Raw genomic sequence first — 19,234 nt, 5'->3', positions numbered from 1 at the left:
CCAAGGAGCGGATATATGGTCAGACCCAAAAAAAATCGACTGGTGGCGTTTAATCCCGAAATCAGCTATTTCAAGCCGCGGGGTATACCAATGGTCGACCTCGAGGAGGTCTCCCTGACCGTAGACGAACGGGAGTCGATTCGCCTTTCAGATCTGCTGGGGCTTTCCTACGAGGAAGCCGGTCAGCGGATGGGGGTTTCCCGGGCCACTTTCGGGAGGATCATCCAGCGGGCCAGAAAGGTGATCGCCGACGCGCTGATCAATGGAAAAGCCATCAACGTTGACGGTGGGAACTACACGATTGTGGAAGACAACCGGATTTTCGTCTGTGACAAGTGCAACTACAAATGGGATGAACCCCTCGGCACGGGAAAACCCGAAAGCTGTCCGGCTTGCAACAGTCGGTATTTCCATCGTGTCTCCGAATAAAGGTATGCAGGACCCGGGTCGGGTGGGGCGGTGCTTGAAAATCCCCTGAGAAGGCGTTATTGTCTTTCAGGGAAAGACAGTTGAACACGTGGGTATACCGGCGACCGGTCTGCCCCCTCAAAGATGGGAGACGGAAAGATCCTTTGCAGGCGGTTGATGCAGAGGCGTCCGTCTTTTGACGTTTGGCACCGAAAGGTGCCGGTGCGTTTGTTATGGTTGTTTTAACGTTCGAGGAGATTGAATTATGGAAATGATCACCGGCGGCGATTGCAAATCGTCCCAGCAGAAACAGAAACAGTCCGAGCAGGACGCAGCCCTGGAAGATTCCCTCCGAAAAATAAAACAGATCTTCATGGTCATGAGCGGCAAGGGAGGCGTCGGGAAGACGAGCGTTTCGGTCAACCTTGCGATGGCACTGGCCAAAAAGGGCTTCAAGGTCGGGATTATGGACGTGGACATTCACGGCCCGGACGTGCCCAGAATGCTCGGCATACAGAAGGAGATGCTGGGCGTCAACGCCAACAGGAAGCTGACGCCCCTGGCCTACTCCGACAACCTTTCCGCGGTGTCCATCGAATCCCTCAGTGCGAGCAAGGACGACGCCATCATCTGGAGAGGACCCATGAAACATTCGGTCATCCGTCAGTTCATATCGGATGTGGAGTGGGGGGAACTGGATTATCTGATAATCGACTCGCCTCCGGGAACGGGAGACGAACCCCTGAGTGTGGCTCAGACGATTTCAGGCGCCAAGGCGATCATCGTCACGACGCCCCAGGAGGTTTCGCTGGCGGATGTCCGGAAATCCATCAATTTCTGCCAGACCATCAAGATGGAAATTTTCGGTCTCATCGAAAACATGAGCGGTTTCAAATGTCCCCATTGCGGTGAAGCCATCGACATGTTCGGCACGGGGGGCGGTGAGAAAACCGCCAGTGATTTCGGCATTCATTTCCTCGGCAGAATACCCTTTGAGCCCAAGATCGTGGCTTGCGGGGATTCAGGGAGCTGCTATCAGGAGATATACAAGACATCTCCTGTGACGCTTGCCTTTGAGGCTGTTGCCGAACGGATGGCGAAGCTGAACGGCTGAACCCCGATCCGACAGTCCTCAGCGACAAAAAGTTCTCAGACAACAGGTGTTCGGAGAGATGGATCGTCCATCCTCCGAACAGCCGACATCCATATCCCACCCCCTGTCATACCGTCAATACTTCAGCTTTCGGGATCGAGGCTGAAGGGGAACGTCTGCGATGAACGGTGTGTTTGTGCCCCTTCAACCTTCAGTCTTCAGCCTCTCCTCAACGAAAACCGAAATCTGAGCAATACGCTAGAAAATGCTTTTTCTTGATTTTCTCGGATTCTGATATTAAGCTCACCAACACACCCCGAAAGGCATGGCGAAAAGATGCCGCACCTCCATACGGCAGGTTTTGATATTACGGCATCCGTGCCGTCTGCGGGAACGATGTGATGCATCTGTTGGTCCTGCGTCTTTCCGGCGGCAGGCACCAGGGACATCGTCAGGGAAAGGATCCGTATGGAAGAAACGATACAATTCAAGAACGACGAGGGTGAAATATTGGCCGGCACACTTCACCTCCCCGAATCCCCCGCGGTGGAGTGCGTCATCTTCGGCCACTGTTTTACCTGCTCACGACATACCACCGTGCTCCGGGAAACAGCCCGCAAACTGACGGATCGGGGAATTGCGGCCCTTCGGTTCGATTTTTCCGGAAACGGTCAGAGTGAGGGGGATTTTATCAATACCGCCTACACCCGGCATATCGGTGAGATGACGCCGGCGCGTCGGTTTCTTGCCGCCAGGGGGTTGTCGCGTTTCGGACTGGCCGGCCACAGCATGGGGGCGGCCATTGCCGTTCTGGCCGCCTTACGGATGACGGACGTCGTCGGTGTATCGGCTTTTTCCGGCCGCCTTGGCGGGTTGGATCCCGAAGCGATGTTTACCCACGATCAGCTGTCGCGGCTCCGGGAGACCGGTCGTGTGACATTCCAGAGTCGGGGGCGTGAATTGGCACTGTCGAACGCATTTTTCGAGGATGCGTCCGGATATGACATTCTTGAAGCCGTCTCGGCCCTCAGCGCACCGCTTCTCATCATTCATGGGGATAAGGATGAGATCATTCCGGTATGGCACGCCGAGGCCGCCAAGGAACGAAATCCCCGCGCGACGCTCGAGATCGTCCATGGTGCGGATCACATGTTCAGCGATGCCGCGTTGCGTGAAAAGGTTGCCGACCTCGCGGCAGACTGGTTTCGACAACGTTTCGACGCATAATGCCGTTATACCGTGTTTCGACACTTCAGCATGTGTTTCAAGACAAATGAACAGAGGTGGAAATGATTGACATCTCCGAAACGATGAACATGGCGTACATCGACCGGCAGTACCAGCTTTGGAAAAACGATCCTGATGCCGTGGAACGGGATTGGCGGATCTTTTTCAAGGGATTCGAGACGGCAGGCGGCCTCGATCTGAAAACCGTCGTCCGGGCGGATGAGGGGCTCTCCCGACCGGATACGGATCTGCCCGAAGAGGCCTGCACCATCGACAAAACCCTCCTCCAGTCACGGGTGGAGGCGCTCAAATACCGATACCGGGATATGGGGCACCTTCTCGCCTGCCTGGATCCTCTGGTGGCCTGCCCGACGGATCATCCCCTGCTCAACATCTCTGCCGTGGGACTTTCTCCCGAAGACCTCGATACGGCGTTTTACACACGGCGGTTCTCAAAAACCCTCACGGCCCCCCTGAAGGACATCATCCGGGAACTTCGGGAAACGTATTGCCGATCCGTTGGGGTGGAATACATGCACCTCCAGGATCCGGAGGAGCGCCGTTGGCTTCAGGACCGAATGGAGCCGATCCGAAACCAGCCGGTATTTTCAGCGGAGGATAAGCGGCGTATCATCACCAAGCTCTATCAGTCGGCGTTTTTCGAGAGTTTTCTGCACAAAAAGTACACGGGCCAGACCCGTTTCTCCCTCGAGGGTGCAGATGCCCTGATTGCCGCGATGGATGCCCTTTTCCTTCACGCGTCGGAACAGGGGGTGACCGAGATTATCCTCGGGATGGCCCATCGGGGGCGTTTGAACGTGCTGACCAACATCCTGGGCAAGCATTATGAGGAGATATTCCGGGAGTTCATCAACAGCTACGACCCCGAAAGCCTGATGGGGGCCGGGGATGTCAAGTATCACAACGGTTTTCTCGCCGACCTCACGCTGGCCAATCAGCGCAAGGTTCGAGCGTTTCTGGTGAACAATCCCAGCCATCTGGAATCGGTCGATCCGGTGGTGGAAGGCATTGCCTACGCCCGGCAGGATGCCCTGACACCCGCACCCCGGAACCAGGTGCTGCCGCTGCTGATTCATGGAGATTCGGCATTTGCCGGTCAGGGCGTGGTTGCCGAGACCCTCAATCTTTCACAATTGGAGGGATACAGAACCGAAGGGACCGTCCACATTATCATCAACAATCAGATCGGGTACACCACTTTGCCGGAGAACGCGCGTTCGACGCGTTATTCGACCGACATCGCCAAGATGCTGATGGTCCCGATCTTCCATGTTCACGGGGAGAATCCCGAGGCCGTCATCCATGTGATCAAACTGGCCTTTGACTACCGCATGGCATTCGGCAAGGATGTTATTGTCGACATGGTCTGTTACCGTAGGTTCGGACACAATGAAGGGGATGAGCCCTACTTCACCCAGCCTGCCATGTACGAACGGATCCGGGAACGGCCGCCGCTATACAAGATTTATGGGGAGAAAATGGTCGACGACGGCGAGATTGACGATAGCGGTCTCGCGGAGATCGAGAACGGACTTGTGACTTGTCTTGAGGAGGGGTTTTCGGCTGCTCAGGACAATCCCCGGATTTTCCCGGTGCCGCGGTTTTATGAAAACTGGTCGGACTATCACGGCGATTACAGCTTCGCACCGGTTGACACCGCGGTTTCCCAGAAGTCGCTGAAAGCCCTGGCGGCCGCCGTCAATACGCCGCCGTCCGGCTTTGCCGTCCACCCGAAGCTCGAACGTCTTTTGGGTAAACGTCTGGAAAGCGTCGAAAGCGGCCGCGATATCGACTGGGCCAATGCCGAATCCCTGGCCTTTGCATCGCTGCTGTCGGAGGGGCATCATGTCCGGCTGAGCGGCCAGGACAGCGCTCGGGGCACCTTCAGCCAGCGGCACAGCATCCTCGTGGATGTCAAAACCGGCGAGTTCCATGTCCCCCTCACGGGCGTTTGTCGGAAAAAAGCGGTCTTCAGCGTTTTCAACAGCGCGCTCTCCGAGGCCGGGGTGCTGGGGTTCGAGTACGGTTACTCCATGATTCGACCGGCGGGCCTCACCTTGTGGGAAGCGCAGTTCGGTGATTTTGTCAACAACGCCCAGGGGATCGTCGACCTGTATATCGTGAGTGGTGAAACCAAGTGGCAGCGCCGCTCCGGTCTGGTGATGCTTCTGCCCCACGGGTGGGAGGGGCTTGGCCCCGAACACTCCTCTGCACGCATGGAGCGTTTTCTTCAACTGTGCGCCCACGACAACATTCAGGTCTGCAATCCGACAACGCCGGCCCAGTATTTTCATCTTCTGAGACGACAGGCCAAAAGCTCCTGGCGAAAGCCCTTGGTGCTGATGACGCCCAAGAGCCTCCTGCGGCATCCCCGAGCGGTTTCCAGAATCGACGATTTTTCCAGGGGAACGTTCCAGGAAGTTATCGACGACGATGCCGCAGTCGAAAAAGCGCGCCGGGTGATCTTCTGCAGCGGAAAAATCTATTACCAGCTCCTGGAGCGTCGGGAAACCCTCAAGGCATATGACATCGCCATTGTCCGGGTCGAGCAGTTCTATCCTTTCCCCCGGGAGAAACTGGAGCGGATCGTCGGGAAATATCGGAAAGCCGATCAGTGGTGCTGGGTTCAGGAGGGGCCTGTAAACATGGAGGGGTGGTCGTTTATGGCGCCGCGCCTGAAAGAAATTGTCGGCACGGATCCAACCTATATCGGGAGGCCGGCTTCGGCCAGTCCGGCCACCGGTTTCGCGAACATTTACAAACAGGAACAGAGCCTTCTTCCGGATAAGGCGGTGGGCCAACTGTCGGGTGTTCAAACGGGATGAGCCGGCCGTCCTTCAAGACATCGTCGGCTTAAATAGTCAACTCAACTTTCGACTTTCATAGGCCGGTGCCGAGAGGATACGGCCCGCGCCCCACGCGGTTTCGTTCAAGTGCCGCTAAAGCTTGCTCCGGGCGGCCCGGAAACTCGCTGCGCTCAAACAGTCCGGGCCGCTGATCCGCCGCGGCGCTTAAGCGGCACTAAAACTCACCGCTGAAGGGGCCCGGGCCGTATCCTCCCGGCACCTCTTTCCGGTTACCATCATGAAAGTCGAAAGTTGAATAGTCAACTTTCGATGTTCAGCCGCCGGCGCCGGCAGAGAATGGTCCCGATTCAGGCTGAAAACTGAAGGGGCGGGCTTGCGACAAACGGCGCGTTTATCCCTCAGCAGAAGCGGGTTATGCCCGTGAATGACTCCGTCAGCCTCAAACGCTTTTCGGTCAACACTACGAAAGGCGAAAATTGCGTCAAACAGATGAAGAAGGAGCAGCCATGGCAATAGAGATTAAAATCCCCAGCGTCGGGGAATCGGTTCAAGAAGCGATTCTGGCCCAGTGGTACAAAGCGGACGGCGAAACCGTGAAAAAGGATGAACCCCTTTTCGTGATCGAAACGGACAAGGTCACCCTGGAGGTCGTGGCCGAGGCGGATGGGGTTCTCAAAATTCGGGTCCGGGAGGGGGAAACGGTGGCTGTCGGCAAGGTGGTGGGTGAAATCATCACGGAAGGCGAATCCGCCCAGGCGTCCGAGACGGCTGAGAAGACCGAGACCGCTGAGAAGACCGAGACGGCTGAGAAGACCGACACGGCTGAGAAGACCGACACGGCTGAGAAGACCGAGACGGCTGAGAAGACCGATAAAGCGACCCGGAAGCAAGGGGCCGACCCGGGACCGGATGCTGTCCGGGACGATCTCGATCTCTCTCCGTCGGTTCGGCGTCTGGTGGCCCTTCATGACCTCGATCCCTCCGGGATCGAAGCCACCGGGCCAGGCGGCCGCATGACCAAAGGAGACGTCCTGCTGCATCTGGAGGCGAAATCCGCAACCACGGAAAAACCATCCGACACGCCGGCCGGTGAGGCGAAACCTGAAGCGGAACCGGGCATAGAACGAAAGCCCATGAGCCCCATCCGCAAGCGAATCGCCGCCCGGCTCCTTGCGGCCAAACAGAATACCGCTTCGCTGACCACCTTCAACGATATCGACATGAGTCGATGCATGGAGATGCGCTCCATGTTCAAGGCGGACTTCAAGAAAAAATACGATGTCTCCCTGGGCTTCATGTCCTTTTTCCTCAAGGCGACGGTTCAGGCCCTTCGCGAGTTTCCCCAGATCAACGCCTTTATCGACGGCGACGACATCGTATTTCACCACTATTATCATATCGGCATCGCCGTGGGATCGTCCAAGGGCCTCGTTGTTCCGGTCATCCGAGACGTCGATCGACTCGGGTTTGCCGACATTGAACAGGCCATCGTCGATTACGTGGAAAAAATCCGGGCAAACCGACTGGAACTCTCCGACCTCGAGGGGGGGACCTTTACCATCACCAACGGCGGCGTGTTCGGGTCACTCCTGAGTACGCCGATTTTAAACCCACCGCAAAGCGCCATTCTGGGGATGCACCGGATCGAGAAACGACCGGTCGTGGTGGACGACGAAATCGTCATCCGTCCCATGATGTACACGGCACTCAGCTATGACCACCGGATCGTCGACGGGCGGGAGGCGGTCACCTTCCTGAAACGGATCAAGGAGATGATTGAAAACCCGGAACGCATGCTGATGGAGGTCTGATATGGGGGAGAAAAAACAATACGATCTGGTGGTGGTGGGCTCGGGCCCCGGCGGTTATGTGGCGGCGGTACGGGCGGTTCAACTGGGTTTCAAGGTCGCCTGCGTCGAGAAGGCGGCGCGTCTGGGCGGCGTTTGTCTCAATGTCGGGTGTATTCCCAGCAAGGCCCTGCTCGATTCCAGCGAACACTTCATTCAGGCAAAGGAAAATTTTTCAAATCACGGGATCCGGTTTGACAATCTCTCTTTCGACCTGGCCGTCATGATGGCTCGAAAGGAAAAGGTCGTGGCCGACCTGACCGATCAGGTGGAAAAGCTCCTGGACAGACACAAGATCGATGTTTTTCATGGTACAGCCCGTCTCGAGAGCCCCCGGGAAGTCGCCGTGACCGTCGACGACGGCAGCCCGAAAATCCTGAGCGCCAAAAATATCCTCCTGGCAACGGGCAGCGAAACCGTTTCAGTCCCGGGGATTTCCATCGACGGCGATCGTATTGTCGATTCGACGGGGGCGCTCTCCTTTGACGCGGTACCTGAGCACCTGGTGGTGGTGGGCGGGGGCTATGTCGGTCTGGAATTGGGGTCGGTCTGGCGGCGGCTGGGGTCGGCGGTGACGGTTGTCGAGATGCTGCCCAAGATTGCAGCGACGATGGACGGCCGAATCATCCGGTCACTGGAACGGATGTTGAGAAAGCAGGGGCTGGATTTCCGTCTCGAAACGAGGGTCTCCGGGGTGACGGTGACGAACGGCACCGTAAAGGTTGCGGTGGAAGGAAAGGACGGCGCCTCTACCCTGGAATGTGACCGCGTCCTGGTGGCCGTCGGACGCAGACCCCTGACACGAGGCCTCAACCTGGAGGCGGCGGGCGTTGGAACGGACTCCCGAACCGGTCACGTCCGGGTCAACAGCCGATATCAGACCGATGCCGAGACCGTCTACGCTATCGGCGATCTCGTCCCCGGACCCGCTCTGGCTCACAAAGCCTCTGCCGAGGGCATTGCCGCCGTGGAAAACATGGCGGGAAAACCGGGAGAGGTCAACTACGATGCCATTCCCGCCGTGATCTACACCTGGCCCGAGGCGGCCGCCGTCGGCATCACCGAAGAGACGGCCAAGGAACGCCGGATTCCCTATTGTGTGGGCACCTACCCCTTTTCGGGGACCGGGCGGGCCCGATGCATGGGTGAAACCGACGGCTTTGTCAAACTGATCTGTCACTCAAAGACGGACCGCATTCTCGGGGTCCATATCCTGGGTCCTCGCGCCGCCGACATGATCGCCGAGGGTGTCCTGGCAATGGAATTCGGTGCCGGTTCGGAAGACATCGCGCGGACGGTTCACGGCCATCCGACCTTTTCGGAGGCCCTGATGGAGGCCGCTCAGTCCGCCCGCAAGTGCTCCATCTATACCTCGTAGACCCTTCTCCATGATTTGGCGGCGCCTTCCGGAGGGGTTCCGAAAGGCGCCGCGGGACACCGTTATTCCGGCATTGGTTCAGGAATTGAGAATCTTTTTCGCGCTTTCATTGTTGATGTCGGACACGTGGGGAACCCCGATCTCGAGGGCGGTTTCCCGGTTGGCCGAGAAGATCTCGTTCCGCGTGATCTGGGACATGGAAAATTTGCGGGCGCCGGCCAGGAGCTGCTGCAGACCGCCGGCCAGCTTGTCCGCCAGGGTGCAGAAGGCGATGGCACCGTAGGGAATGTGCTTCATTTCATCCTTGCCCACCTTCTTTTCGACGTCGAAATAAGCGGCAAAGATTTCCTTGGCGCTGTTGCCGACCCGCTGGACGGTTTTCGGCAGCTCGGACCAGTGGCCGTTGACGGCGCCTCTTCTGTCGGGGAAGAGCGCTCCTTCGATGTTGGCTCCCACGAAGCCCGGCACCATAACGGCTCTGCCCATGCAGACCATCTTGGTGAAAGGCGCTCCCAGCGCCAGGGCCTTGAAGATGTGATCCTCCGTTGCAAACCCCCCGGCAAATGACATGTCCACAACGCTTTGGCCTTTTGCGGCCAGAATGCTCGCATACTCATATGCCTTTGCGTGGAGGTGGATGGACGGCACGCCCCAGCTCTGCATCATGTTCCAGGGGCTCATGCCGGTGCCGCCGCCGGAACCGTCTATGGTGAGCAGATCGAGCTTTGCGTCGGTGGCGAACTTGATGGCCATGGCCAGTTCTTCCATCCCGTAGGAGCCGGTTTTAAGCGTGATCCGATTGAAACCGATGCTCCGGAGGTATTCAACGGTGCTCATGAAATCCCTTCGGACCTGATCGACGGTGTCCATATTGGTGGCGCCCAACCGGCTGTGACGGGCGAAAGACTTGATGGAGCCGTTCTCAAAAGCTTCCTGAACTTCGGGAATGGTGGGGTCCGGATCCACGATGTAACCCCTGTTTTTCAGGAAAAGTGCGTAATCGAGGCTCCGGACCTGGATTTCGCCGCCGATGTTCTTGGCGCCCTGCCCCCATTTGAGCTCGATGATGCACTTGTCGCCGTATTTGTCGGCCACGAATTCCGCAACGCCGTTCCGGGTGTCTTCCACGTTGAGTTGAACGATGATGGCGCCGTATCCGTCGAAATATCGGAGATAACCGTCGATCCGTCGCTCGAGCTCGGGAGCGCTCTTGATCTTGCCCTTTCGGACATCTCCAGGCGTGATCTCCGAGTTCCGGTCGACCCCGACGACGTTTTCGCCGATGACGACCGGGATGCCCACCAGCGCGCCGCCGATGGCAAATGCGTCCCAGTACTTCTGGGCCACGAAGGTCGACCCCATAGCGCCGGTCATGAGCGGCATGCGAACCTTGGTCTTAACGGCTTTTCCGAATTGGGTGGTCAGATTGACGTTCGGGAATATACAGTCGTCGGGATCCGTGCTCAAGCCTTCCCCCAGCCCGTGAGCGCCGTAGGCATAGCCTTGAATTCGCAATGAATTATAGGAAACCCCCACATGGGTCGTGTTGTTGGAACCGGCCGTCACGATACCGAAGCTTCTCGGATAAAGCAGCTTGCGCCCAACGAGACTTGACAGCCATGTTTCGCATTTTCCCTCGCAATCCGCCCGGCACAGGGTGCACAGTCCTGATTCCGTCGGATTTCCGCGATTGACCGTTCCCAGAACATCATTGGTTTTAGAAAAGCGCACGTTATTTCTCCTTTTTTTAACTGGTTGAGATGAGAGATCGTTGTTTCTGAACGCTTTCCCATCGCTAAAAAACAAAAAGGCGTCTGTCTTCGCTATCGAAGAAAATCAGACGCCTTTGTCTATCTCTGTCTTTGAGGTTCCCCCGTGTTCGCCGAACGCCATTGTACGGCAACGAAAGAACACTTAATTTTGAGTAAATATTTTAGTTTTACTGAAAAGGGATGTCAAGCAAAAATTATTGGGGCGGAAAAAAACAGGGTGTCGCAATTTTGATTTTCGTGATGCCGGCCGGAAAAAACTGAAGACTGAAGAGAAATTTCGCGGGCGCGCCCCGCTCCCACCGGAGCATTGAAGTCCCGATGGCCGCGGTTCAGGTGTGGTAGAACTCTTCCGAGAGCAGAATGGCATCGGCCACCTGCCGCATGGATTTCCGGCTGTCCATGCTTTTTTTCTGAATCCATCGATAGGCCTCGTCGCCCTTCATGCCGCGACGATGCATAATGATCTCCTTGGCGCGGTCGATAATCTTTCGGGTCTCCAACTCCTCCTGGATGACCTTGGTCTTGACCACCAGTTCGGCGTTCAGAATGGCAAGGGCCGCCTGGTTCGATACGGCGGTGATGAGGTTGACCTCGGTCTCTGAAAAATCGTGCGGTTCGGATGTAAAGCAGTTCAGGACGCCGATCACTTTCTCCTCCTTGACCTCTAGGGGAACGCTCAGCATGGAGATGAGCCCGAGCTTCCTGGCCATCTCTTTTTCCTTGAACCGTTTGCTTTTCAGAACGTTTTTGATGATCAGCGGTCGCTTGGTGGTGGCAACATAGCCCACGACCCCTTCGGTCAGATTGAGGGACCGGTCTTTGACGTATTCCGGAGCGATGGCCTGCGTCGCTTTCAGCCGGATTTTCGGACGGCCGTCAATCTCCTCGATGAGCCACAGGGAGCAGATGGCCACGCCGGTGACGTTGGCGGTGACCATGACGATGAGCTTGAGCAGATCCTCCAGAAACAGATCCGATGTAATGGCCCGACTGATGTCGGTGAGGGCCTTCACATACTCGTCGTGGGATTGGCGTGTGTCGGATTTCATGCGTTCAATATATCTGAAAAAAAAGGGGGTGGCAAGATCCCGGCCTGAAAACCTGATGTGATGACTCGACTTTCGGCTTTCATGGGCCGGCCCTGGAGACTATCTGATTTTCAGCCAGAGGAGACGAGCCGGCCCCGGTCCGGGATTTTTCCACTGACTGGGTACCTCGGCGGTAAGGTAGATGATATCGCCTGCCGACAGGTCGTAAGCGACCTGTTTGATTTCCATTTGGAGTCGCCCTGCCGTCACGTAACCGAACTCCTCCCCCTTGTGCATGTAAAAATGAGCAGGAAGGACCGTGTGTTCCGGGATTTCGATTACCGACGTCTCGACGCGCGGAGTCGATCCGATGGGGGTCAGGAGTTTTCCCTGAATGCTTTCTTTGGGCAGGTTCGGGAATCGGATATTGACGCCGCCTGTTACCGAAAAGACCACAGGGTCGTTCTGACGGGCCTTTTCCTGAAAAAACGCCGAGATCTTGATGGAGAGCGTGTCGGCGATCTTGAACAGGGCCGGCAGGGACGGGTAGATCAGATTGCTCTCGATTTGGGAGATGGTGCTGGGCGTTACCCCGACCGATCTGGCGAGTTCGGTCTGGGAAATTCCCTGACGGGTACGAAGCGCTTTGAGTCGCTGCCCGATGTCAATGGGACCTGAGGCCCGCTTCTGGTCCTCAAAGCGGATCTGCGTGCCGTCGGTCCAGTAATATCTGGGCGTGTTCACCGTGCCGGGGTTACGTTTTTCAGCCTTGAGGAGAGTCAGGGAAGAACGGCCCCGTTTCATGGAGAGATCCACGGCCACCTGGGCAATCTGATTGATATGGGCCTTGAGCCTGAGCGAGTGGGCCCCTTTCTCGGCGATCCAATAGGCGATGGTGTTCAGTTCATACAACTGCGGGCAGGAATGGGTATAGAATTTGAGAACCGCCTCCTCCCCGCCCCACAGATCCTGCATGCCCGTAAGACTTTCGAAAACGAACCGAACGTCTCCCTGAAGCGGCTTGTGGATATTTTGGAGGGCCGCCATCACCTGTCGGAAAGCCTGAGGTTCGTTGATCTTTACGATGTTGCAGGACTGTCGTCGATGGCGATCTTTTTTATAGAACCGATTGAAAATATCGGAGCCTTCGCCTTTGCCGCAGGTGAAGCAGTCCACGATGGTGAGGCGTGGGTTTTCAGCGAGGTCGCCGAGTTTTTCCAGCAGGTTGTTAGGGGATCGGTCAAAGCTGACATATATGACAAACTTGTTTTCAGCCTGGGAGGCCTGTATGAAGTTGATGCAGAAGGTTCCCGCCAAACTTCCGGCGTCATCGTACCAGACGACGTTGTCGCCGATAAAAAGTCCTCCAAGCAAGCGGTCGAGCTCGCTCACCCCCGAGGTAATCCGAATTTGACTCGAATCCATTCCGTTGCACCCTCGCGGCGGAAGTTGAATGAGTGGAGCAAAACGCTTCCCGAATTTCCGGCCGGCATCGGCCTGTGAAAGTCGAAAGTTGAGTGAATAACGTAAATAATTGAAACTGTCAATTATACGGTCTCAATCGTCAAAATGAGATCTTGATGCCGGCGGTTTCACGACAAATCGGTAATCCGGGCATCATCTGATTTCGAAATGGACCTCACAGGCTTTGATGTGGTATTGGGTCACAGCACAGCGCGGTTTTATCGGTTGGGCGGCGCTCGGGATCGCCGGCTTTGAATTTCGGCACCAAGGATATCGGAGGAGCGTATGTTTCTGATAAACGAGATACTGGACATGGCCGTTCAATTCGAAAAAAACGGCGAGAAGATCTATCGCGAGGCTGCGGACAAGGTTTCGGATCCGATGCTGTCCGCTCTGCTGGCATGGATGGCCGACGAGGAATCCCACCATGCGACATATTTTTCCCGTCTCAAACAAAAGCATCCGGATAGCGGAAATCATTCGTTTTCCCGGGAACTGAGTCGGGAAATGCTTGACGAAATACTTGGAGATCGCGGTTTTTCTCTCGAGGATGTCGATTTTTCGAATATCGCTGACCAGAACGACATGATTCGCACGTTTATCGAATTCGAAAAGGATACCATTCTCTTTTATGAAATGCTCACACCTTTCATTGAGGATCCGGCAGCAAAGCGAATGCTCGAGACGATCATCAACGAGGAGAACCGTCATGTCGAGCGGCTCACGGTTTTTTTGGGGAGCGAAACGGCCCATCCCGCCTTCAGTGATTGCTGAGGCCGGCATGGTGCGGACCCGGAGTGGATGCGGACCCGGCGTCTCCGAGCGCACGCATTGGAACTTTTCCGCCATTGTTCGACTGGCGCTGGTGTCATTCGTTTTGTTGCAGAGCGGCGATCTCTTTGCCGACGCCGTCCACCCTGAAGAAACGGGGCGGAGCATCGTCAGTGAAAACGGCAGGGTATCTCCTGCGAGGCTGTCGGCGCGAAGCTTTCGGATGACACGTGCTTTTGATGGGGACAGTTTCATGGCCGCCGACGACAATCTCGCCATCCACGTCCGCATCGTGGGAATCGATGCACCGGAGCGAAAAAACCGTAAACGTGGAACGCCGTCGCAACCTTACGGCAACAAGGCCGCGCATCATCTGAAAGGGCTGATATCGAATCGATCGTTTCGTGTCAAAGGCTATGGCATGGACGCCTACAACCGGCATCTTGCCGAGGTGTTTGCCGAAGGCCGGAACATCGGTCTCGCCATGGTCGAGGCCGGCTATGCCGAGGTTTACAAAGGACGGCTGCCGAAGGGCTTTGATGCGCGGCCTTACCTCGCGGCAGAGCGGCGCGCCCGGAAACACAAACGGGGTATGTGGATTCAGGGGCGCGGATACGTATCTCCCCGTCAATGGCGGGCCAGGCACCCCCGGTAGACGCAGATCCAGCCGATCTGCGCCGCTGCAATCCTTGCCGAACGAGATGCGCCCAATTTTCCGACTTGATTTTTGTGAAATAATTTCATAATGTATAATTGATTCGCGGTTGGTGAAGGCTGAAGGGGCCTGAGCGCCCATTCGCCAAAGACACATCCTTTCAGCCTTTTCACGATTTATATCTCAACCGGCATTCTAACGATCCCATCGACCCTGTTCATTTACTGTTCTTGACCTTCTCACGTGATTTTTGGCCTGTTCACTGTTGCATCGCGACCGCAACCCTGCCGACGTAAGGGCTATAAGCCCTTTTATAACAAGGATTGGCCTTCGTCATTCGGATCCCGGAGGCCGATTCAGAGGATTTGTCAGGTTTGGAGGAAGGAGGTGCCCGTGAAACTGAAGTGCTGTGTTCAGTGCTTCCGGCGGAAACGAAGATCGTTTGCCGGAAGCCCAAAAGCCGCACCGCGGAACTGGACCACCGCCAATAACGGCAACATCACCGGACAAAGGAGGGTCGGATGAACAGAAAAGTCATCAATTACGAGTCCTTCGTCAAGATTACCAAAGCCATCTCTCATTCCAGGGATCCCGAGGAAGTGGTACTCATGACCGTCGAGGGCATCAAAACCGCCCTGAACGTCAAGGGATGCACGCTGTTTCTTTTCAACCGCAAAACCCACGAACTTGAAATTGCGGCCTCGTTCGGGCTGAGCGACGAATACCTCAACAAAGGGCCGATCAGCGCCATGTCATCCATCGCCCAGTCCCTGGAGGACGGACCGATCGCCATTTACGATGTGGAGGACGATCCAAGACTTCAGTATCCGGAGGCTGCGGTCAGGGAGGGCATCAAATCGATCCTTTCGGTGCCTATCGCCGTCGGCGGCAAAATGCTGGGGGCTCTCAGGGTCTATACCGCCGAACCCTGGGAATTTACCCTCGATGACGTCAACTTCGTCCAGGGCCTGGCCCAGATCGCCGGCATGGCCGTCGATATGTCCCGCCTCTACCAGGGACAGAAGGAAGCCATCGAGGTCCTTCGCCAGATGCGGGAAGCTCAGACCACCAGAAGTCGACGACGAACACCCTACGAGGGGGTTCCTGTCAGCGTTCCCGCAACCGACACGCCTCGGAAAACCTCCTGAAGCAATGCTGCAATCCAAAGCGCCGGCGCGGATAGCCTCATGCGCCGGCGTGTCTCTTTTGTCGGGACTGCAGCGATTTGCCGGTGCATTGCAGCCGACATTTCCTATCGCTTCAGAGGCGTTCGTCCGCTTTTTTCGCCATGAGGCTCCGCCGCAGCATATCCATCGCCTTCATGGCGAACATGGCTTTGTTCATTTCGCGTGTGGCGAAACTGAGTGTCAGGCGTCTGGCTGTTGCTCCGAAGGGTCCGGCCAGCCCGATGCAGACGGTGCCGACAGGCTTTTCCGGAGTCCCGCCGGAAGGGCCTGCGATGCCGGAGACCGAAAGACCGTATGTGGCGCCGGTAATCCGACGAACGCCTGCCGCCATCTCTTTGGCTGTTTCAGTGCTGACGGCGCCGAAACGGCTCAGCGTATCCGGCGATACGCCCAGGATGTTCATTTTTGCATCATTGCTGTAGGTCACGGCTGAAAAAAGGAAATAATCCGAGCTGCCCGGGACATCCGTGACGCTGTTGGCGATAAGACCTCCCGTACAGCTTTCCGCCAGCGCCAGGCTCGCCTGTTCCTGTCGAAGCAGACGTCCCAGGGCGGCGGCCATCGATTCCTCCGTCACGGAAAAAACCCGATCCCCCAGCCGCGCCGCGGCCCATGCCGTCGCTTCCTGCATTTTTCCCGCCAGCGTTTCCGCATCGCTGCCGTCCCCGTAAAGCTTGATCTGGATCTCGGGAAATACTGCCCGCAGCCCCAATCGGATGCCGGGAAAAGCCTGCTCCAGGCCTTTAAGGCGCTCATCGGTTGCCGATTCGGTGAGACCGAAGACCGAAAGGGTTCGATTCAGGCGGACCCCGAGGGAGGAGTCTGTCATTGCATCGATGATCGGCCGGACCCGATCCCTGAACATCCGCTTCATCTCGAAGGGCACGCCGGGCATGAAACAGCATCGGCACCGGCCGATCATCACGGCAAACCCCGGCGCGGTGCCCACGGGGTTTGCCAGAAGATCCGCGCCCATGGGTATGAGAGCCTGTTTCTCATTGGACGGCGGCATCGGTATCCGGCGTTCCGCAAAATACCGTCGAATGCCGTCCAGAACGTCGTTCTTCATTTCCAGGGGCACGCCGGCGGCCCTTGCGGCGGCTTCACACGTCCGGTCGTCCTCGGTGGGACCGAGGCCGCCGGTGACCAACGCCAGATCCGCACGATCTCCGATCTCCTCGAGGACGGTGGCGATGGTCGCGGAATCGTCTCCAACGCACTGATGCCGGGAAACGTCTATGCCCAAGGCTTCCAGCTCGCGGGCGAGATAAGCGGAGTTGGTGTCGACCAGTGCCCCGGTGCGAAGCTCCTCTCCGGTGGCCAGAATTTCGGCGATCATAAGGTACGCTCCTCCATGGCTAAGACGGTTCCGGGTACGATGTTTCACCCGCCGGTTTGAGGATGATTCGGGCATCCACGATGCTGACACCGCGCTCATGAACGATCACCGGATTCAAATCCATCTCCAGGATGTCGGGATAGGATTCGATGATTTCCGAGCACATCAGCAGTACGGACCTGAGTGCGGCCTTGTCATAGGGCCCCCTGCCCCTGACGCCGTCCAGAATGGGTGCCGACTTGGTCTCTTCGATCATTTTCTTCGCCGAGTTGGGCGAAATGGGCAGCACGCGAAACGAAACGTCCTTCAGGATTTCCACGAGAATCCCGCCGAGTCCGTACATGATGACGGGACCGAACTGGTCGTCGGTTTTGGTGCCGATGATGGTCTCCACCCCGCTTCGGGCCATGGGTGATACGAGCACGCCCCGAACGTCCGCATCCGGATTGAAATTCCTGGCGTTTTGAATGATTTCTGCGAAAGCGGTCCCCACCTCATCGTCGGTCTTGAGGCCGAGTTTGACCCCGCCGGCGTCGCTTTTATGAAGAATATCCGGGGAAACAAGCTTGAGCGCCACGGGTCCGCGCACTTCCCGGGCAAAATCGATCGCCGCCGCACCCGTCGTCGCCAACCGATCACGGAACGCCGGCGCGCCGTGGAGGTGAAGCATATGCTTGGCTTCATGCTCGAGAAGGACGCTGCGACCTTCCGCGCGGGCGTTGCTGATGATCCGGCGTCCTTCCGAACGGGCTTTCTGCCCCCAATTGAGAACGAAATTGGTCTTGGCGTGATAGCTCTTGAGATAGCTGCCGCGCCTGGCCAGGACCGAGATGCACTTACAGGCGACATCCAGTGAATCATAGACGGTGATGCCGTAATACCGCAGCAGATGAAGCGAGTGGGGTTTTTCGGAATTGTAGAGACTGTGCAGGACAATGGGCTTGTTGCGCTTTGTGACCATCTTTCCCATCTGATGCGCCGCGTCCTCCTCTTTCAGTGCGAGGGATTCGGCGAATCGAATGCCGTATCCGCCGAACAGGCCGACAATCAGAAGACCACCCACGGCAGGGTCTTTAAGAATGATATTCGCACATTGGGCGAATATTGTCGGATCCGCATCGGTGCCGCCGGCGACGTCAACAGGGTTTTTCAGCGAAGCCCCCGGCGGCAGGATCCGTTTCAACAGATTCTGGGTTTTTTCAGAGAGCTCCGGAATCCTGACGCCGAAATCGGTGAGGAGGTCGGCGGCGATGACGGCATGCCCGCCCCCGTCGGCCAGGATGGCGATCCTGTTGCCGCGGACCGGCGGGAGGCTAGAGAGGGTTTCGGCGCAGGGAAAGAGCTCATCGGAGTTTTCAATGACGATGATTCCCGCGCGTTGAAACGCCGTCCGTGCCACCTCCGAAATGCCGGCCAGAGCCCCGGTATGCGATCCGGCGGAGCGTCGGCCGGTGGAGGACCGGCCGCTTTTGAGCAGAATGATGGGCTTGGTCCGGCTGGTCTTATAGGCCTGCTGTAGAAATTTTCGGCCGTCCTTCATGCCTTCCACATACATCAGGATGGCCTGGGTGTCGGGATCCTCTTGAAAAAAAGCGAGATATTCATGGAACTTGACATCCGCTTCGTTGCCCACCCCTATGTAATAGGAAAACCCCTTGAGGCTGCGAAGCTTCGCTTCGGTAATGATGGTGAGGGCCATGTTTCCGCTTTGGGAGAGCAGTGCGATGTTGCCCCGGGGGACGTCCCTGAGGCCCACCAGATTCATGTTCCTTTTCAGATTCATCAGGCCGGAGGTGTTGGGGCCGATCAGTCGGACGTTGTGTCTGTTGGCAACCGCCAGAATCTCGTTTTCCAGGACCTTTCCCTGAAGACCGGTTTCTCCGAAGCCTCCGGCGATGACAACGGCGCCTGAAACCCCTTTTTCACCGCACTCTTCGAGAACGGCGGGGATGCTTCGGGCCGGTGTCGTGATCAGCGCCAGATCAACTGGGCCATCGATGTCGTGAAGGCTTTTATAGCATTTCAAGCCCATAATCCGCTGTTCCTTTGGGTTGACCGGAAAAATAGTTCCCTCGTATTTCTCGTCCAGAAGCGTACGGATAGCCTGATATCCGCGTTTGGTCTCGTTTCTGGATGCACCGATCACCGCGACGGTCTCGGCGTTCATGATTTTGTCAAGCGTCATGACCATCCCCTCTCCCCCTGCCGGGGGGCATTGTCTTCATTACATAGGCTGA

General features: G+C 57.0%; 14 protein-coding genes. 9 read left to right on the top strand and 5 right to left on the bottom strand.

The window, feature by feature from the left end; genetic code table 11:
* Window positions 1-15: 15 nt before the first annotated feature.
* The 6 genes from dmul_RS10275 to lpdA all read left to right on the top strand — a co-directional run bounded on the left by dmul_RS10275 (window position 16) and on the right by lpdA (window position 8,781).
* On the top strand, window positions 16-429 hold the full coding sequence (locus dmul_RS10275; RefSeq protein WP_020875377.1) for a DUF134 domain-containing protein: 414 nt from the start codon (window positions 16-18) through the stop codon (window positions 427-429).
* Window positions 430-673: 244 nt separating this feature from the next.
* Complete coding sequence (locus dmul_RS10270) at window positions 674-1,522, top strand: Mrp/NBP35 family ATP-binding protein (RefSeq protein ID WP_020875378.1); 849 nt, start codon at window positions 674-676, stop codon at window positions 1,520-1,522.
* A 447-nt stretch (window positions 1,523-1,969) separates the two neighbouring features.
* Window positions 1,970-2,728 carry an alpha/beta hydrolase gene (locus tag dmul_RS10265; RefSeq protein ID WP_020875379.1) on the top strand — a complete coding sequence of 253 codons (759 nt, stop codon included), beginning with the start codon at window positions 1,970-1,972 and terminating at the stop codon, window positions 2,726-2,728.
* Window positions 2,729-2,790: 62 nt separating this feature from the next.
* Window positions 2,791-5,574 (top strand): 2-oxoglutarate dehydrogenase E1 component, encoded by a 2,784-nt coding sequence (locus dmul_RS10260; protein ID WP_020875380.1) that lies wholly within the window; start codon window positions 2,791-2,793, stop codon window positions 5,572-5,574.
* A gap of 488 nt (window positions 5,575-6,062) precedes the next feature.
* Window positions 6,063-7,367, top strand: a complete 1,305-nt coding sequence (gene odhB, locus dmul_RS10255) for a 2-oxoglutarate dehydrogenase complex dihydrolipoyllysine-residue succinyltransferase (protein ID WP_020875089.1) — start codon at window positions 6,063-6,065, stop codon at window positions 7,365-7,367.
* Between the two features lies 1 nt (window position 7,368).
* Window positions 7,369-8,781 (top strand): dihydrolipoyl dehydrogenase, encoded by a 1,413-nt coding sequence (lpdA, locus tag dmul_RS10250; protein WP_020875088.1) that lies wholly within the window; start codon window positions 7,369-7,371, stop codon window positions 8,779-8,781.
* A 78-nt stretch (window positions 8,782-8,859) separates the two neighbouring features.
* On the opposite strand, the gene dmul_RS10245 is transcribed toward lpdA, so the two are convergent.
* The 3 genes from dmul_RS10245 to dmul_RS10235 all read right to left on the bottom strand — a co-directional run bounded on the left by dmul_RS10245 (window position 8,860) and on the right by dmul_RS10235 (window position 13,006).
* A complete protein-coding gene (locus dmul_RS10245) occupies window positions 8,860-10,512 on the bottom strand; it encodes a glutamate synthase-related protein (RefSeq protein WP_020875087.1) in 1,653 nt (550 codons plus the stop codon).
* 370 nt (window positions 10,513-10,882) lie between these two features.
* Complete coding sequence (locus dmul_RS10240) at window positions 10,883-11,602, bottom strand: GAF and ANTAR domain-containing protein (RefSeq protein ID WP_020875086.1); 720 nt, start codon at window positions 11,600-11,602, stop codon at window positions 10,883-10,885.
* Between the two features lie 99 nt (window positions 11,603-11,701).
* Complete coding sequence (locus dmul_RS10235) at window positions 11,702-13,006, bottom strand: helix-turn-helix domain-containing protein (RefSeq protein ID WP_020875085.1); 1,305 nt, start codon at window positions 13,004-13,006, stop codon at window positions 11,702-11,704.
* Window positions 13,007-13,330: 324 nt separating this feature from the next.
* On the opposite strand from dmul_RS10235, the gene dmul_RS10230 reads away from it, so the two are divergent.
* The 3 genes from dmul_RS10230 to dmul_RS10220 all read left to right on the top strand — a co-directional run bounded on the left by dmul_RS10230 (window position 13,331) and on the right by dmul_RS10220 (window position 15,619).
* Window positions 13,331-13,819: a ferritin-like domain-containing protein gene (locus dmul_RS10230; protein WP_020875084.1), complete on the top strand. Its 489-nt coding sequence runs from the start codon at window positions 13,331-13,333 to the stop codon at window positions 13,817-13,819.
* Between the two features lie 7 nt (window positions 13,820-13,826).
* A complete protein-coding gene (locus dmul_RS10225) occupies window positions 13,827-14,471 on the top strand; it encodes a thermonuclease family protein (protein ID WP_020875083.1) in 645 nt (214 codons plus the stop codon).
* 521 nt (window positions 14,472-14,992) lie between these two features.
* Window positions 14,993-15,619, top strand: coding sequence for a GAF domain-containing protein (locus dmul_RS10220; protein ID WP_020875082.1), 627 nt, complete (start codon window positions 14,993-14,995; stop codon window positions 15,617-15,619).
* Window positions 15,620-15,731: 112 nt separating this feature from the next.
* Here dmul_RS10220 and dmul_RS10215 read toward each other — a convergent pair whose 3' ends face one another.
* Both dmul_RS10215 and dmul_RS10210 read right to left on the bottom strand, forming a co-directional pair.
* Entirely contained in the window at window positions 15,732-16,997 is a 1,266-nt protein-coding gene (locus tag dmul_RS10215) for a competence/damage-inducible protein A (RefSeq protein ID WP_020875081.1), read from the bottom strand.
* 19 nt (window positions 16,998-17,016) lie between these two features.
* A complete protein-coding gene (locus dmul_RS10210) occupies window positions 17,017-19,182 on the bottom strand; it encodes an acetate--CoA ligase family protein (protein WP_144016425.1) in 2,166 nt (721 codons plus the stop codon).
* Between the last annotated feature and the right edge of the window lie 52 nt (window positions 19,183-19,234).

Source organism: Desulfococcus multivorans (genome assembly GCF_001854245.1).
GTDB classification, from domain to species: Bacteria; Desulfobacterota; Desulfobacteria; order Desulfobacterales; family Desulfococcaceae; genus Desulfococcus; species Desulfococcus multivorans.
The sequence above is the reverse complement of the archived record's forward strand: the minus strand, read 5'-3'. Positions and strand labels throughout refer to the sequence as shown.

Coding starts and splice junctions, on each gene's coding strand:
- dmul_RS10220 (WP_020875082.1), top strand. CDS start 14,993: ATGAACAGAAAAGTCATCAATTACGAGTCCTTCGTCAAGATTACCAAA.
- lpdA (WP_020875088.1), top strand. CDS start 7,369: ATGGGGGAGAAAAAACAATACGATCTGGTGGTGGTGGGCTCGGGCCCC.
- dmul_RS10210 (WP_144016425.1), bottom strand. CDS start 19,182: ATGACGCTTGACAAAATCATGAACGCCGAGACCGTCGCGGTGATCGGT.
- dmul_RS10260 (WP_020875380.1), top strand. CDS start 2,791: ATGATTGACATCTCCGAAACGATGAACATGGCGTACATCGACCGGCAG.
- dmul_RS10235 (WP_020875085.1), bottom strand. CDS start 13,006: ATGGATTCGAGTCAAATTCGGATTACCTCGGGGGTGAGCGAGCTCGAC.
- dmul_RS10230 (WP_020875084.1), top strand. CDS start 13,331: ATGTTTCTGATAAACGAGATACTGGACATGGCCGTTCAATTCGAAAAA.
- dmul_RS10270 (WP_020875378.1), top strand. CDS start 674: ATGGAAATGATCACCGGCGGCGATTGCAAATCGTCCCAGCAGAAACAG.
- dmul_RS10265 (WP_020875379.1), top strand. CDS start 1,970: ATGGAAGAAACGATACAATTCAAGAACGACGAGGGTGAAATATTGGCC.
- dmul_RS10215 (WP_020875081.1), bottom strand. CDS start 16,997: ATGATCGCCGAAATTCTGGCCACCGGAGAGGAGCTTCGCACCGGGGCA.
- dmul_RS10225 (WP_020875083.1), top strand. CDS start 13,827: ATGGTGCGGACCCGGAGTGGATGCGGACCCGGCGTCTCCGAGCGCACG.
- dmul_RS10240 (WP_020875086.1), bottom strand. CDS start 11,602: ATGAAATCCGACACACGCCAATCCCACGACGAGTATGTGAAGGCCCTC.
- dmul_RS10275 (WP_020875377.1), top strand. CDS start 16: ATGGTCAGACCCAAAAAAAATCGACTGGTGGCGTTTAATCCCGAAATC.
- odhB (WP_020875089.1), top strand. CDS start 6,063: ATGGCAATAGAGATTAAAATCCCCAGCGTCGGGGAATCGGTTCAAGAA.